Annotated in this window: 12 protein-coding genes; 9 read left to right on the top strand and 3 right to left on the bottom strand. The window is 65.7% G+C overall.

Annotated features, from left to right (window positions below; translation table 11 throughout):
* Positions 1-8 precede the first annotated feature (8 nt).
* The 6 genes from tatB to AC13FW_RS04925 all read left to right on the top strand — a co-directional run bounded on the left by tatB (position 9) and on the right by AC13FW_RS04925 (position 7,393).
* Positions 9-527 carry a Sec-independent protein translocase protein TatB gene (gene tatB, locus AC13FW_RS04950; protein ID WP_296250238.1) on the top strand — a complete coding sequence of 173 codons (519 nt, stop codon included), beginning with the start codon at positions 9-11 and terminating at the stop codon, positions 525-527.
* Positions 524-1,273: a twin-arginine translocase subunit TatC gene (tatC, locus tag AC13FW_RS04945; RefSeq protein WP_482988385.1), complete on the top strand. Its 750-nt coding sequence runs from the start codon at positions 524-526 to the stop codon at positions 1,271-1,273. The genes tatB and tatC overlap by 4 nt, the downstream gene beginning before the upstream one ends.
* A gap of 99 nt (positions 1,274-1,372) precedes the next feature.
* On the top strand, positions 1,373-4,975 hold the full coding sequence (locus AC13FW_RS04940) for a hybrid sensor histidine kinase/response regulator (protein ID WP_482988384.1): 3,603 nt from the start codon (positions 1,373-1,375) through the stop codon (positions 4,973-4,975).
* Entirely contained in the window at positions 4,960-5,826 is an 867-nt protein-coding gene (locus AC13FW_RS04935; protein WP_282269405.1) for a CheR family methyltransferase, read from the top strand. The genes AC13FW_RS04940 and AC13FW_RS04935 overlap by 16 nt, the downstream gene beginning before the upstream one ends.
* Complete coding sequence (locus AC13FW_RS04930; protein ID WP_296250243.1) at positions 5,823-6,404, top strand: chemotaxis protein CheB; 582 nt, start codon at positions 5,823-5,825, stop codon at positions 6,402-6,404. Before AC13FW_RS04935 ends, AC13FW_RS04930 begins: the two co-directional genes overlap by 4 nt.
* Positions 6,395-7,393 carry a diguanylate cyclase domain-containing protein gene (locus AC13FW_RS04925; protein ID WP_296250246.1) on the top strand — a complete coding sequence of 333 codons (999 nt, stop codon included), beginning with the start codon at positions 6,395-6,397 and terminating at the stop codon, positions 7,391-7,393. Before AC13FW_RS04930 ends, AC13FW_RS04925 begins: the two co-directional genes overlap by 10 nt.
* A gap of 57 nt (positions 7,394-7,450) precedes the next feature.
* Here AC13FW_RS04925 and AC13FW_RS04920 read toward each other — a convergent pair whose 3' ends face one another.
* From AC13FW_RS04920 to AC13FW_RS04910, 3 genes are all read right to left on the bottom strand, one after another.
* On the bottom strand, positions 7,451-8,353 hold the full coding sequence (locus tag AC13FW_RS04920; RefSeq protein ID WP_343229775.1) for a BPSS1780 family membrane protein: 903 nt from the start codon (positions 8,351-8,353) through the stop codon (positions 7,451-7,453).
* A gap of 278 nt (positions 8,354-8,631) precedes the next feature.
* The gene (locus AC13FW_RS04915; protein WP_282272688.1) at positions 8,632-9,357 is read right to left on the bottom strand and encodes a glutamine amidotransferase; all 726 of its coding nucleotides are present in this window, start codon (positions 9,355-9,357) and stop codon (positions 8,632-8,634) included.
* Complete coding sequence (locus AC13FW_RS04910) at positions 9,354-11,126, bottom strand: GspE/PulE family protein (protein WP_482988467.1); 1,773 nt, start codon at positions 11,124-11,126, stop codon at positions 9,354-9,356. The genes AC13FW_RS04915 and AC13FW_RS04910 overlap by 4 nt, the downstream gene beginning before the upstream one ends.
* A gap of 122 nt (positions 11,127-11,248) precedes the next feature.
* Here AC13FW_RS04910 and glyQ point away from each other — a divergent pair, with 122 nt between their 5' ends.
* The 3 genes from glyQ to glyS are packed head-to-tail and all read left to right on the top strand — an operon-like array spanning position 11,249 to position 14,483.
* Positions 11,249-12,160 carry a glycine--tRNA ligase subunit alpha gene (gene glyQ / locus AC13FW_RS04905; RefSeq protein ID WP_296250249.1) on the top strand — a complete coding sequence of 304 codons (912 nt, stop codon included), beginning with the start codon at positions 11,249-11,251 and terminating at the stop codon, positions 12,158-12,160.
* Positions 12,157-12,411 carry a hypothetical protein gene (locus tag AC13FW_RS04900; RefSeq protein ID WP_481546929.1) on the top strand — a complete coding sequence of 85 codons (255 nt, stop codon included), beginning with the start codon at positions 12,157-12,159 and terminating at the stop codon, positions 12,409-12,411. Before glyQ ends, AC13FW_RS04900 begins: the two co-directional genes overlap by 4 nt.
* Complete coding sequence (gene glyS / locus AC13FW_RS04895; protein ID WP_482988383.1) at positions 12,408-14,483, top strand: glycine--tRNA ligase subunit beta; 2,076 nt, start codon at positions 12,408-12,410, stop codon at positions 14,481-14,483. The genes AC13FW_RS04900 and glyS overlap by 4 nt, the downstream gene beginning before the upstream one ends.
* Positions 14,484-14,723: the final 240 nt, after the last annotated feature.

Here is a 14,723-nt window from a genome sequence, read left to right as displayed (position 1 = left end):
CGTACGACGTGTTTGATATCGGCTTCAGCGAACTGCTGCTGATCGCAGTGGTGGCCTTGGTGGTCCTCGGCCCGGAACGTCTGCCCAAGGCAGCGCGTTTTGCCGGGTTGTGGGTACGCCGTGCGCGCAACCAGTGGGATTCGGTCAAGCAGGAGCTGGAGCGCGAGCTGCACGCCGAGGAGCTCAAGCGCAACCTGCAGGATGTACGCCAATCGATGCAGCAGGCCGAGGCCGGGCTGCGCGACCAGGCCGGGCAGGTGCGCAACGAGGCCGATGCCTTCAAGCGCGAAGTGGAGCTGCCGGAATCGGCCGCCGAGCGGGTGATCGAGCCGCGCACCATCGCGCCACGCCCGACCGCCACCGCCGATGGGCAGCCGCCCGCAACGGCGGAACCGGCCCCGCAGGAAGTGGCCGCCGCGCCAGTCAGTGAGGCCGTGATCGACCCCGAGATCAACCGCAGCATCCCTTTGAGTGATGTGCCGGCAAGCGCCGAGCAGGCGCCGGCAAACCCGGAGCGGACGCCATGAGCGCGGCCGATCTCAACGAAAGCAGCCTTATCGAGCACCTGATCGAGCTGCGCTCGCGGGTGGTGCGCGCGCTGCTGGGCCTGGGCGTGGTGCTGCTGGCGCTGATGCCGTTTTCGCGCACCCTGTACACCCATCTGGCCACGCCGCTGATCTCGCAGCTGCCGGCCGGGCAATCGATGATTGCCACCAATCCGGCCGGTGCGTTCTTCGCGCCGCTGAAGCTGACCTTCTTTGCCGCCCTGTTCGTGGCGGTGCCGTGGCTGCTGTACCAGGCCTGGGCCTTCGTGGCACCGGCCCTGTATGCCCGCGAGAAGCGCCTTGCGCTGCCCCTGCTGGGTTCGGCGGTCGCGCTGTTCTATATCGGCTGCGCGTTCGCATATTTCCTGGTGCTGCCGGCGGTATTCCATTTCCTGACCACCTTCCGCCCGGACGTGATCGCCATCACGCCTGATGCCAGCGCGTATCTGGATTTCGTGCTGGCCATCTTCTTTGCCTTCGGTGCCAGCTTCGAGCTGCCGGTGGCGATGGTGATCCTGGTCCTGCTGGGCTGGGTGAGCCCGCAGCAGCTGCGTGAAGGCCGTGGTTACGCGATTGTCGGTATCTTTGTGCTGGCGGCGGTGCTGACCCCGCCGGATGTGGTGTCGCAGCTGATGCTGGCGATACCCATGTGTTTCCTTTACGAATTGGGCATACATGCGGCCCGTTGGCTGCAGCCACGCGACCAGGGCAAGACCGCGAAGTCCTGATTCAACCGCAGCAGGCGGTTGTCGGCAATCTGCGCTATTTTTCACTGAAAAGAGGCCGCGCGGATTGGCAGGCGTGGTGGCACCCCGGGGGACACCTGCATGACGCAAAAGAAGAGTAGCTGGATCAACAATGTGCCGTTGCTGAGCAAGATGCTGGCGGCATTTGGCTTGGTTTTCCTGTGTTTCCTGGCCACCAGCGTGGTCAGTTACCGCACCTCGGGGCGGGATGACGACGCGCGCCGCCATGAAGGCGTGCAGATCGAGGTGATCCGCCAGGTTGAGGATGCGATCCAGGCCGTGCGCCTGCAGCAGATCGCGGTCCGCAATTACCTGCTCGGCGACGGCGAGCGGCATATGGACGTGATGGCCAAGCAGCGCGAGCGCCGTGATGCTGCATTGACCGCCGCGGTGACCGCTGCCGGTACCGACCCGGTGGCCGAGCAGCTGCGCCGCATGCAGGCCCAGGCCCGCAACTGGGACAACGAGCTGATGGCGGTGCTGAGGCCAGCCGCCGGCGCGGAACCGCTCAGCCAGGCGCAACAGCTGGATGCGCTCAGCAACGGCGGCCAGGGCAATGCACTGGCAGACGCGCTGGATGGGATCTACGACGCGGAGATGACCCAACTGCTCAGTGACCGCGGCCAGATGAGCAGCTGGATCGCCCGCGCGCACACGATCTCGCTGGTACTGCTGGTGCTGGGCTTCATCATCATCCTGCTTGCGCTGTGGATGATCTCGCGGTTGGTGGTCAACCCGATCAACCGTCTCACCGACAAGATGACGCGCCTGTCCAATGGCGATCTGGACGTCGAGATCGCCGGTCTGCACCGCGGTGATGAAATCGGTGAGATCGCACGCGCGCTGGAGGTGTTCCGGCGCAATTCGCTGGAGTCGCGTGATGCCAACTGGGTCAAGCTCAGTGTCGGCGAAGTGGGAGCCGAGCTGCAGACCGCACAGACCCCGGCCGACTACGCGCAGGCATTGGTGTCGCAGATCGCGCCGCGCATCGACGCGCCTATCGGCGTGTTCTTTGCATGGAATGAGGAAGAAAAGCAGCTGCACCTGCAGGGCAGCTACGGCTTCCAGCGGCGCAAGCACCTGGGCCTGCAATACGGGCTGGGCGACGGACTGATCGGGCAGGCGGCGCTGGAGCGCAAACGCATCAGCGTGCAGCAGGTGCCGGATGACTTCTTCGGCGTGCACTCGGCGCTGGGCGAGGCGCAGCCGCGTCATCTGGTGGCGGTGCCGCTGCTGCTGAAGGACCGCCTGCTGGGCGTGTTCGAATTCGGCACCTTCGGCCACTTCAACGCCACCCAGGAAGCCTTCATCGACTCGGTGCTGCCGACCGTGGCGCTGGGCCTGGACAATATCTGCCGCGCCGACGAGACCCAGCTGCTGCTGGACCACACCCGTGCCCAGGCCGAAGAGCTGCAGGTGTCGCAGCTGGCCTTGCAGGCGCAGGAAGAAGAACTGCGCGCCACCAACGAAGAACTGCAGGGCAAGACCGTCGAGCTGGAAGAGCAGGCCCAGCGCCTGTCCGCCTCGGAAGAAGAACTGCGCGTGCAGGCCGAGGAACTGCAGGCCTCCAACGAAGAGCTGCGGCAGAAGACCGAAGTGCTCAACGAGCAGAAGGACGTGCTGCAGGTATTGCAGCGCGAGACCGAGTTCAAGGCGCAGGAGCTGGCGCGTGCCAGCCAGTACAAGACCGACTTCCTGGCCAATATGTCGCACGAGCTGCGCACGCCACTCAACAGCCTGCTGATCCTGTCCAAGGAGCTGGCCGAGAACGAGAGCGGGCATCTGGACGTGGAGGAAGTGGAGGCGGCTGCGGTCATCCACGACTCCGGCTCCAACCTGCTGCGGCTGATCAACGACATCCTCGATCTGTCCAAGATCGAGGCCGGCAAGATGGACGTGCACCGCGAGGAAGTGAAGATCGACGCCATCACCCGCGAGGTGATGCGCCACTTCCGCCATATGGCGATGGAGAACCGGCTGGAGTTCGCCATCGATGTGGCCCCGTCGATGCCCGACGCCTTGGTCACCGATCGTTCGAAGCTGCAGCAGGTACTCAACAACCTGCTCGGCAACGCCTTCAAGTTCACCCGCGAAGGCTCGGTGACCCTGCACATGGCGATGGCCGAAAGCGCCATGCTGACCCGCATCGGCGCCGCTGCCGACGACCAGCATGTGGCGCTGACGGTGCGTGATACCGGCATCGGTATTCCCGAGGAACGCCTGGACTCGATCTTCGAAGCCTTCGAGCAGGTCGATTCCAGCACCAGCCGCCATTACGGTGGCAGCGGTTTGGGGCTGGCGATCGCGCGGCGCCTGGCGCAGTTGCTGGGCGGGCAGCTGGTGGTGGACAGCGAACAGGGCAAGGGCAGCAGCTTCAGCCTGGTGCTGCCGCTGTTGTCGGCCGGCCTCAGCAGCGCAGTGGCGGCGACGCAGGCCAGCATCGAGCAGCGGCCTGCGCCCACGCCGGGCCCGGCGCGCGCGGCTACCGCGCAGCTGATTGACTGGATTCCCGATGACCGCCACGCCATTGCGGCGGGTGAAACCGTGATCCTGACGGTGGAAGACGATCCGGCCTTCGCCCGTATCCTGGTCGACCTGATCCGCCGCAAGGGCCACCGCGCACTTGCCGCCGCCGATGGCGAGAGTGGCCTGGAACTGGCGCGTCGCTATCGTCCCACTGGCATCCTGTTGGATGTGATGTTGCCGGGCATGGACGGTTGGTCGGTGCTGCAGCATCTCAAGCACGATCCGGTCACCGCTGCCATCCCGGTGCACTTCATTTCCGCCGTCGATGAAGCCGCTCGCGGTGTCGCCCTGGGTGCGGTCGGCTACCTGACAAAGCCGGTGGATCGCAAGGCGCTGGTTGCCGCCTTCGACCATCTGCTGGATGTGGCCGGCAAGATCGTGCGCAAGCTGTTGCTGGTCGACGATGATCCGGATTCGCGGCTGGCGCTGACCCGCCTGCTGCAGGCGGACAACGTCGAGATCGACCAGGTCGCCTCCGGCGAAGAAGCACTGGAACGCATTGCCACCCACAGCTACGACTGCATCGTGCTGGATCTCAACCTGGGCGGCATCTCCGGCATCGAGTTCCTGGAGAAGGCGGCCACCCTGGTGGCAGTGCCGCCGGTGGTGATCTACTCCGGCCAGGACCTGAGCCGCGAAGACAGCCTCAAGCTGCGCCAGTACACCGACAGCATCGTGATCAAGGGCCAGCGCTCGCCCGAGCGCCTGCTCGATGAAGTGAGCCTGTTCCTGCACAGCATCGGCTCGCGCGGTGCCAACGCCACCCCGGCCGATGACAACAATCTGGGCGGCCGCCAGGTGCTGCTGGTCGATGACGACATGCGCAACCTGTTTGCCCTGTCCAAGTCGCTGCGCGCGCGCGGGGTGAATGTGTCGATGGCGCAGGACGGCTACAAGGCGCTGCAGCAGCTGGAGGAAAATCCGTCCATCGAGCTGGTGCTGATGGACATCATGATGCCGGGCATGGATGGTTACGAAACCACCCGCGAGATCCGCAAGCTGCCGCAATGGAGCAACCTGCCGATCATCGCCGTCACCGCCAAGGCGATGCATGGTGATCGCGACAAGTGCCTGGATGCCGGCGCCAATGATTACCTCACCAAGCCGGTGGACCTGGACAAGCTGTTGTCGATGATGCGTGTATGGCTGCAAAAGTAGGCCCCATCGCACCGCAGGCATCGCGTGATGACATCGACGACATCGAGGTCGATGCCTTCATCACCGCGATGTCGCGGCGGCATGGCTATGACTTCACCGGTTACGCCCCGTCTTCGTTGAAGCGGCGGGTGCTGGCGCTGGCGCATGGGCTGGACCTGCCCACGGTGAGTGAGCTGACCGCGCGCGTGCTGCGTGAAGACGAGATGGTGCCGCAGGTGATTGCCAAACTGTCGGTGCCGGTATCGGAGATGTTTCGCAACCCGGCGGTGTTCCGCAAGCTGCGCGACGAAGTATTCCCGGTGCTGGCCTCCTACCCGCAGATCAATATCTGGCAGGCCGGTTGCGCGCACGGGCAGGAGGTCTATTCGCTGGCCATCCTGCTGAAGGAAGCCGGGCTGTACGACCGCTGCCAGATCTACGCCACCGACTTCAGTGATGAGGCGCTGGCCAAGGCGCAGGAAGGCATCTTCCCGATCCGCGACGCGCGCCTGTACTCGGAGAATTACCTGGCGGCCGGTGGCCGTCACACGCTGTCCGATTACTACCACGCCCGCTACGACTTCATGAAGCTGGATGAGCGGCTCAAGGAGCGGGTCACCTTCGCCAACCACAACCTGGTCTGCGACGGCGTGTTCACCGAGGCGCAGCTGATCCTGTGCCGCAATGTGCTGATCTATTTCTCCGACACGCTGCAGGACAGGGTGCTGGGCCTGTTCCGCAGCAGCCTCAGCCGTGGTGGTTTCCTGTGCCTGGGCAACCGCGAGTCGATCCGCTTCGCCCCCAGTGCGCGCGATTTCGTGCCGCTGGATGCCGAACTGCGGCTGTACCGCAACGCCGGGGGCTTGCTGTGAAAACCGCGTCCGGGCAGCCTCCACAAGTCGTTGTGGTGGGGTGCTCGGCGGGCGGGCTTGCCGCCCTGCATCAGCTGCTGGGCGGGCTGTCAGGGCCGCTGCCGGTGCCGATGGTGGTGGTCTGCCACAGCGGTTCGGAGGATATGCGGGTGTTCTGCGAGCTGCTGGCCAGCCGTAGCGGGCTGCCGGTGGAGGAGGCTGAAGAACGCCAGCTACCCGAGCCCGGGAAGGTCTATGTGGCCCCGTCCGGCTACCACCTGCTGATCGAGCGCAACGGCCGTTTTGCCCTCAGCATCGACCCACGGGTGGCATTTTCACGCCCTTCGATCGATGTTCTGTTTGAATCTGCGGCCGAGGTCTGGCGCGGACAGGTGCTGGCGGTGTTGATGACCGGGGCGAATTCCGACGGTGCCGAAGGGTGCGCGCGGATACGACGCTCTGGTGGCACACTGATCGTTCAGGACCCGGAAACGGCGCAAGTGGCTATGATGCCTGCCGCCGCACTGGAGCTGGCTGGCGCCGACCATTGCCTGCCGCTCCCTGAAATTCCCTTTTTGCTGGAAGCATTATGCTCGTGACCAAGCCGGCGGCAGTGCAACGCCCCAAGATCCTTGCGGTGGATGACAACCCCGCCAACCTGCTGGTGATCCGCCGGGTGCTGGCCAAGCTCGACGTGGACGTGGTCGAGGCGGCCTGCGGCAACGATGCGCTGAAGGCGACGCTGGACGATGAGTTCGCGCTGGTGCTGCTGGATGTCTACATGCCGGACATCAACGGCTTCGAAGTGGCCGAGATCCTGTCGCAGGAAGAAACCACCCGGCAGACCCCGATCATCTTCGTCACCGCGACGTACGCAGACGACGTGCACCGGCTCAAGGGCTATGGTTTCGGCGCGGTGGACTACATGGCCAAGCCACTGGAAGCCACCATCCTGCTGTCCAAGGTGCAGGTGTTCCTGGAGTTGTACCGGCACCGGGTCGCGTTGCGCGATGCGTTGAGCGAGCTGTCCGAGCGCAACCGCCAGCTGGAGATCGAAGTCGAGCAGCGCAAGCAGATGGAGCAGGAAATGCGCCATCTGGCCATGCACGACATGCTGACCGGGCTGCCCAACCGGGCCTTGTTCATGGACCGGCTGGAGAGCGCCCACCACCGCGCGCAACGCCATGGCGGCATGTTCGCGCTGGTCTATGTGGACGTGGACCGGTTCAAGGAGGTCAACGACACCTGGGGTCACGGTGCCGGCGATGCGGTGCTGATCGAGCTGGCCGCACGGCTTCGCGGCGCACTGCGTGAGAACGACACGGTGGCCAGGTTGGGCGGCGACGAATTCGCGCTGGTGCTCGAAGAGCTCGACGACATCAACGATGCCCATCGTCTGATGGAGCGGGTGAGCGAGTCGCTGCTGGCTCCCATGCGATACCAGCGCGATGGCGAGCAGGTGACCCTGAGCATCGGTGCCAGTATCGGCCTGGCGGCCTACCCGGCCGATGGTGCCGAAGTGGATGCCCTGCTGCACGCTGCCGACCAGGCCATGTACCTGACCAAGCGCAGCCGCGACACGGTGTGAAACAAAAAGGCCGCGCATCGCTGCGCGGCCCTTCTGCAAGCAAGGTGACAGCCTGGATCAGGCTTCGAACACGTGACCGCTGCTTACCGGCGGCGGGGTCGGGCCGGTCGCATCGGCCGGAGCCAGCATCTGCTTCCAGGCCGCATACACGGCACCTGCAAACACCGGCATCAGGATCGCCATCAGCAGCAGCTGGGCAATGGCCATGGCGGCGCCCTGGCCGGCAATCAGGCCGATGAACAGCGCCACGATGATCACCGCGAAATAGATCGCGAAAATGGCGATGAAGGCCAGTACGAAGAACACCAGCATCGCCGGCAGGTTGTGGATGCTGGCGCGCAGGCTTTCGCGCAGCGCGTGCATGCCACCGGAGCGTTCGAACATCACCTGCGGCGGCATCACGAACAGTGCAAGCGTCAGCGCGACGAAGCTGGCGATCAGCAACAGCAACCACAGCAGGATGCGCCCGGCCGGCAGCGTCGCCACCAGTGCCTCGATCTGTGCCGGGTCCGGCTGTGCACCGGATTGGCTGAGCTCGTTGAGCTTGACCATCACCACCGACAGCTGTTGCAGGCCATCGGTGCCGACCAGCACCAACAGCAGCGTGCCCAGCAGCAGGGCAGCAAACAGCTGCGGCAGCAGGGCCACCAGCAGGTGCGGCGCACGGCCTTCCTGTACGCCCTGCAGCAGGTGCGCCGGCCTGGCGGTCCGGCCCTGGTCGACCTCGCGGATCGCCCACAGCATGCCGCCCATGAACAAGGGGCCGGCCAACAACAGCAGCAGCTGCACCACGGTGCCCAGCGCCGGCACCAGCATCGACAGCGACAGCACCAGCGAGGTGCCGACGCCCCACAGGATGCCCAGCGAACCCAGCGCCAGCGGCGCGCGCTTGAGCAGGCCAAAACCGGTCAGCAGCCATTCCGCACCGGCAGAGGCCGGTACCTTGCGAATCTCGCTCATTGCAATTCCGAAGCGGGGGAGTGCGCGGGCAACACGCCGGCGCTGGGCGGATTATCGCCTGAAACCCGGGTCGGGTTTATGAGGACAAAGTAACGGCGGGGTTTGCTCCCGCCCTTTCGCGCAGCGAAGGGGCGGTTGGTAGTGCCGAGCCATGCTCGGCAGGGGCTTTACCGGGAAGGCCTCTGCCGAGCATGGCTCGGCACTACGGGTTGGATTGCCGGTAAAGCCTCTGCCGAGCATGGCTCGGCACTACAGGGGTTGGGTGCAGCCAAACAGGTTCAATGCGTCTCGCGGCGGACGTGGCGCACGAAGCGGCGCAGCAGTTGCCGGGCCAGCGGCGCGGCGCTGACCTCGCGGGCGACGCTGCGGGCGCAGCCGCCGTGGCGGGCGATGCAGTCGGCGCGGGCGCGCACATAGCCGCGCATATGGTGGGTGGCGAATTCCGGGTGGAACTGCAGGCCCCAGGCCTGTTCGCCCCAGCGGAAGGCGTGGCAGTTGTCCTGCACCGAGCGGGCCAGCACGGTGGCGCCTTCGGGCGCGCGCAATACCGTCTGCAGGTGGGTGGCGTGGGCCGGGAAGCTGGCCGGCAGGCCGGCGAACAGCGGATCGGCCGAAGCCGGGGCTTCCAGCTCCAGCTGGATGGTGCCGGACTCGCGCCCGGCCGGGTTGTAGGCCACTTCCCCGCCCAAGGCATGCGCCAGCAGCTGGTGGCCGTAGCAGATGCCGAGCAGCGGCATGCCGGCGTGGGCGGCGTCGCGCAGCCAGTCGGCGCTGCGCTCGCTCCAGTCAGCGCGATCGGTGACGAAGGCGGCCGAGCCGGTGACGATGGTGGCGGCGAAATCGCTACGTTCGGGCAGCTGCTCGCCGTGCTCGACGTTGACCACCACGGTGTCCGCTTCTTCCAGCCCGGCGGCGACGCGGATCCAGTGTGGGAAGCGGCCGTAACGGCGCAGCGTCGGGAACGGTTGCCCGGTTTCAACGATCAAGAACGGCTGGGACTTCATTCCGGCGGCGGCAGTACTGACAGGACTTCCTCGATTGTAGTCAGCCCTGCGGCCACCTTTTCAAGCCCGGTGCGGCGCAGGGTGCGCAGTCCGTCTGCCGCTGCGGCCTTGCTGAATCCGGCCAGATCCATGTCGCGGGTGATCAGGGCGCGCAGTCGCGACCCCAGTGGTAGCAGCTCATACAGGCCGATCCGGCCCATGTAACCGGTGCGCCGGCACTCCAGGCAACCGACCGGCGCATATGCCGTGACCACATCTGGTAATGCTTCATGGGCATGACGTAGTGGTGCCCAATCGGCGTCCGTCAGCGTGTCTGGCGCCTTGCAGTGCGGGCACAGGGTGCGCACCAGACGCTGCGCCAGCACGCCGTTGACGGTGGAGGCGATCAGGTAATGCGGCACGCCCAGGTCGAGCAGGCGGGTGATCGCCGAGGGCGCGTCATTGGTGTGCAGCGTGGACAGCACCAGGTGACCGGTCAGCGAGGCCTGCACCGCCATCTGTGCGGTTTCCAGGTCGCGGATTTCGCCGATCATGATGATGTCCGGGTCCTGGCGCAGCAGGGTGCGCACGCCGGAGGCGAAGTCCAGGTCGATATTGGCCTGCACCTGCATCTGGTTGAACTCCGGCGCGATCATTTCGATCGGGTCTTCCACCGTGCAAACGTTCACGTCCGGTGTGGCCAGGCGCTTGAGCGTGGAGTACAGGGTGGTGGTCTTGCCGGAGCCGGTCGGGCCGGTGACCAGCACGATGCCGTGCGGGCGCGCCACCAAATCGTTCCAGCCAGCAGCTTCTTCCGGGCTGAAACCCAGCTGCTCGATGCTCTTGAACGCCGAGTCCGGGTCGAAGATACGCATCACGCACTTTTCGCCGAAGGCGGTGGGCATGGTCGACAGGCGCATTTCCACTTCGCGCCCACCCGGCGAGCGGGTCTTGATGCGGCCGTCCTGCGGGCGCCGGCGCTCGGCCAGGTCCATGCGACCCAGCACCTTGACCCGGCTGATCACCGCGGTCATCACCGACGGCGGCAGTTCGAACACCTTGTGCAGCACGCCGTCGATGCGGAAGCGCACGCGGCCCTTGTCGCGGCGCGGCTCCATATGGATGTCGCTGGCGCGCTGCTCGTAGGCGTACTGCAGCAACCAGTCGACGATGCTGACCACATGGTGGTCGTCGGCGTTGACGTCACCGGCGCTGCCCAGCTCCACCAACTGCTCGAAACTGGGCGGGGTGATGCCGTTGCTGCTGTCACGGGCGTCGCTGCGCGCGCCGCGCACCGAGCGGGTGACGCCGAAGAACTCCATCGAGTAACGGTGCAGGTCCAGCGGATTGACCAGCACCATGTCGATGCGGCGGCGGGTCAGGTGCTGCAGGTCGGGTATCCAGTCGCGTGCCATCGGCTCGCTGGTGGCCACCAGCACACGCTCGCTGTCCATACCCAGCGGCAGGATGCGGTGGCGGCGCGCATAGGCATGGGAGACCACGGCGGTGGCGCCGGACACGTCCACGCGGGTCGGATCGATACGCAGATAACGGGTATGGGTGCGTGCGGCCAGCCATTCGGTCAGGCGCTCCAGGCCGAGCTCGCCGGCTCCGGTGGCGGCTGCCAGTTTCAGGTTGGCCAGCAGTACCAGCGGGTGCACTTCACTGGCATTGCGCGCGCCCTGGGCAGAGAAACGGATGCGTTCCTGGTCGTGCGCGGCCACCAGCCCGTCGGCCAGCAGGGCGCTGGCGATATTGGAAAACTGCAGCCTTCCCGGGGCGATAGCCACCTGCGGTGACGGTGCCTGAGTGCCTTCCAGAGCCGCGTTTTCCACCCCAAACCCCTTGCTGGCGCGGCCATCGCGCGGTCGGTCGCTATACTAACGCACCCCTTACGTACGGCTCAGGCAGCATGTCCGCGACTCCCCCCGTTTCGATTACCTTCCAGGGACTGATCCAGACCCTCAATGATTTCTGGGCGAAACAGGGCTGTGTCTTGATCCAGCCGCTGGACCTGGAGGTCGGTGCCGGCACCTTCCATCCGGCCACCTTCCTGCGCTCGATCGGCCCGGAAAGCTGGAATGCCGCCTACGTGCAGCCCTCGCGCCGTCCCACCGACGGCCGCTACGGCGAGAACCCCAACCGCCTGCAGCGCTACTACCAGTACCAGGTGGCGATGAAGCCGAGCCCGGACAACATCCAGCAGCTCTACCTGGATTCGCTCAAGGCGCTGGGCATCGACCCGCTGGTGCATGACCTGCGCTTCGTCGAGGACAACTGGGAATCGCCGACCCTGGGCGCCTGGGGCCTGGGCTGGGAAATCTGGCTCAACGGCATGGAAGTCACCCAGTTCACCTACTTCCAGCAGGCCGGTGGCCTGGAGTGCAAGCCGGTGCTGGGCGAAATCACCTACGGCCTGGAGCGGCTCTGCATGTACCTGCAGAACTGCGACAACGTCTACGACCTGATCTGGACCTACGGTCCGGACGGCACCCCGGTCACCTATGGCGATGTCTACCACCAGAACGAGGTGGAGCAGAGCACCTACAACTTCGAGTACGCCGACGTGGAAGAAATGTTCCATCGCTTCGACGCCTGCGAGAAGGAAGCACAGAAGCTGGTGGAAGCCGGCCTGCCGCTCCCGGCCTATGAACAGGTCTGCAAGGCCTCGCATTCGTTCAACCTGCTCGACGCACGCCGCGCCATCTCGGTGACCGAGCGCCAGCGCTACATCCTGCGCGTGCGCGCGCTGGCCCAGGCGGTGGCCAAGCTGTACGAGGCCAAGCGCATCGAAGCCGTGGCAGCGAAGGAACAGACCTCGTGAGCCTGGCTGGGGTCGAAGGACTTGCCAGCGTCGGTTATGTGAATTTTCTGGCCGGTATCGGGCTCGCAGCATGGGCACGTGGTACCGGACGCAGTGTGCTTCTCTGGCTGATCTTTGGTTGGGTTCTGGCCCCGGTTGCCGGGTTGGTGATGTTGTTCCTGCAAAAGCGCCGCGATCCGGCGCCTGAAGTTTCCGTATTCCCCCAAACTGGGCGCAGCGACCTGCTGTCGGTGCGCAAGGACGTCATATGAGTGAGATGAAACCGCTGCTGATCGAACTGGGCGTGGAAGAGCTGCCGGTCAAGGCGCTGCCGGGCCTGGCGCAGGCCTTCTTCGATGGCGTGATCGATGGCCTGGCCAAGCGTGGCGTGGCTTTCGAGCGTGGCGATGCCAAGCCGCTGTCGACCCCGCGTCGCCTGGCCGTGCTGTTGCCGGGCGTGGAAACCGAACAGCCCGAGCAGCACTCGGAAGTGTTTGGTCCGTACCTGAACATCGCACTGGACGCCAATGGCGAGCCGACCAAGGCGCTGCAGGGCTTTGCTGCCAAGGCCGGCATCGACTGGACCGCGCTGGAGCGCACCACCGATGCCAAGGGCGAGCGTTTCGTGCTGCGTTCGGTGACCCCGGGCGCGCAGACCGCCAGCCTGCTGCCGGAGATCCTGCGCGAAGCCATCGCCGCCATGCCGATCCCCAAGCCGATGCGCTGGGGCAGCCACGAATACGCCTTCGCCCGTCCGGTGCATTGGCTGGTGCTGCTGCACGGCAACGACATCGTGCCGGCCGAGCTGCTGGGCCTGACCTCCGACCGCTTCAGCCGTGGCCACCGTTTCATGGCCGACAAGCAGGTATGGCTGAGCAACCCGGCCGACTACGTTGAATCGCTGAAGGCCGCCAACGTGCTGGTCGACGCCGACGCGCGCCGCGAGCGCATCGTCGCCGAGGTCAATGCCGCAGCCGCACAGGCTGGCGGCGTGGCCCGCATCACCGACGACAACCTGGAGCAGGTGGTCAACCTGGTCGAATGGCCGGCGGCGGTGCTGTGCAGTTTCGAGCGCGAATTCCTGGCCGTGCCGCAGGAAGCGTTGATCGAGACCATGGAGATCAACCAGAAGTTCTTCCCGGTGCTCGATGCCGGCGGCAAGCTGACCGAGAAGTTCATCGGTATCGCCAACATCGAATCCAGGGACGTGGCCGAGGTTTCCAAGGGCTACGAGCGCGTCATCCGCCCGCGCTTCTCCGATGCCAAGTTCTTCTTCGACGAAGACCTCAAGCAGGGTCTGGTCGGCATGGGCGATGGCCTGAAGACCGTCACCTACCAGGCCAAGCTGGGCAGCGTCGCCGACAAGGTGCAGCGCGTCAGCGCGCTGGCGCAGATCATCGCACCGCAGGTGGGTGCCGATCCGGTGCAGGCCAAGCGTGCTGCCGAGCTGGCCAAGAACGACCTGCAGTCGCGCATGGTCAACGAGTTCCCGGAGCTGCAGGGCATTGCTGGGCGTCACTACGCCGTCGCCGGTGGCGAATCACCGTCGGTGGCGCTGGCCATCGACGAGAGCTACCAGCCGCGCTTCGCCGCCGATGACATCGCACTGTCGCTGCTGGGCAAGGTGCTGGCCATTGCCGAGCGCCTGGACACGCTGGCCGGTGGCTTTGCCGCTGGCCTGAAGCCGACCGGCAACAAGGATCCGTTCGCGCTGCGTCGTAATGCCTTGGGTCTGGCACGCAGCATCATCGAGTCGGGTTTTGACCTGGATCTGCCGGCGTTGCTGGCTTCGGCCAATGCGGGTCTTGCCGAGCGCAATGTGCAGGCCGATGCGGGCGAGCTCTACGATTTCATCATCGACCGCCTGAAGGGCTATTACGCCGACAAGGGCGTGCCGGCCACCCACTTCAATGCCGTCGCCGAACTGCGCGTGGCTTCGCTGTACGACTTCGATCGCCGCATCGATGCCATCGGCACCTTTGCCCAGCTGCCGGAAGCCGAGGCCTTGGCCGCGGCCAACAAGCGCATCCGCAACATCCTGCGCAAGGCCGACGGCGCCATCCCGGCCATGATCGACCCGGCACTGCTGCGCGAGCCGGCCGAGAGCGAACTGGCCGAAGCCGTCACCGCTGCCATCGACGACACCGGCACCGCGCTGGCGCACAAGGACTATGTGGCCGTGCTCGGCCGACTGGCCCGGCTGCGCCCGCAGGTCGATGCGTTCTTCGATGCGGTGATGGTGAATGCCGATGACCTTGCCCTGCGCGGCAACCGGCTGGCGCTGCTGCGTACGCTGGGTGACCGCCTCGGCAGCGTGGCCGCGATCGAACACCTGTCCAGCTGATAAGCCTTGGGCACCTGACCGCAACAGGCCCGCGCAAGCGGGCCTGTTGCGTTGTGGGGCCGGCAACCGGCAACCGGTAGTGCCGAGCCATGCTCGGCAGAGGCTGTACCGGTAATGCCCTTCGGTAGTGCCGCGCCATGCTCGGCAGAGGCTGTACCGGTAATGCCCTTCGGTAGTGCCGAGCCATGCTCGGCAGAGGCTGTACCGGTAATGCCCTTGCCGAGCATGGCTCGGCACTAC

The sequence above is a fragment of the Stenotrophomonas sp. 21LCFQ19 genome (assembly GCF_056861425.1).
This window is presented reverse-complemented; position numbering and strand designations above follow the sequence as displayed.

What these genes read in the sequence shown, in the direction of transcription:
- AC13FW_RS04915 (WP_282272688.1), bottom strand. Translation starts at nt 9,357, where the DNA reads ATGAAGTCCCAGCCGTTCTTGATCGTTGAAACCGGGCAACCGTTCCCG.
- AC13FW_RS04925 (WP_296250246.1), top strand. Translation starts at nt 6,395, where the DNA reads ATGCTCGTGACCAAGCCGGCGGCAGTGCAACGCCCCAAGATCCTTGCG.
- glyS (WP_482988383.1), top strand. Translation starts at nt 12,408, where the DNA reads ATGAGTGAGATGAAACCGCTGCTGATCGAACTGGGCGTGGAAGAGCTG.
- AC13FW_RS04920 (WP_343229775.1), bottom strand. Translation starts at nt 8,353, where the DNA reads ATGAGCGAGATTCGCAAGGTACCGGCCTCTGCCGGTGCGGAATGGCTG.
- AC13FW_RS04940 (WP_482988384.1), top strand. Translation starts at nt 1,373, where the DNA reads ATGACGCAAAAGAAGAGTAGCTGGATCAACAATGTGCCGTTGCTGAGC.
- AC13FW_RS04935 (WP_282269405.1), top strand. Translation starts at nt 4,960, where the DNA reads ATGGCTGCAAAAGTAGGCCCCATCGCACCGCAGGCATCGCGTGATGAC.
- glyQ (WP_296250249.1), top strand. Translation starts at nt 11,249, where the DNA reads ATGTCCGCGACTCCCCCCGTTTCGATTACCTTCCAGGGACTGATCCAG.
- tatC (WP_482988385.1), top strand. Translation starts at nt 524, where the DNA reads ATGAGCGCGGCCGATCTCAACGAAAGCAGCCTTATCGAGCACCTGATC.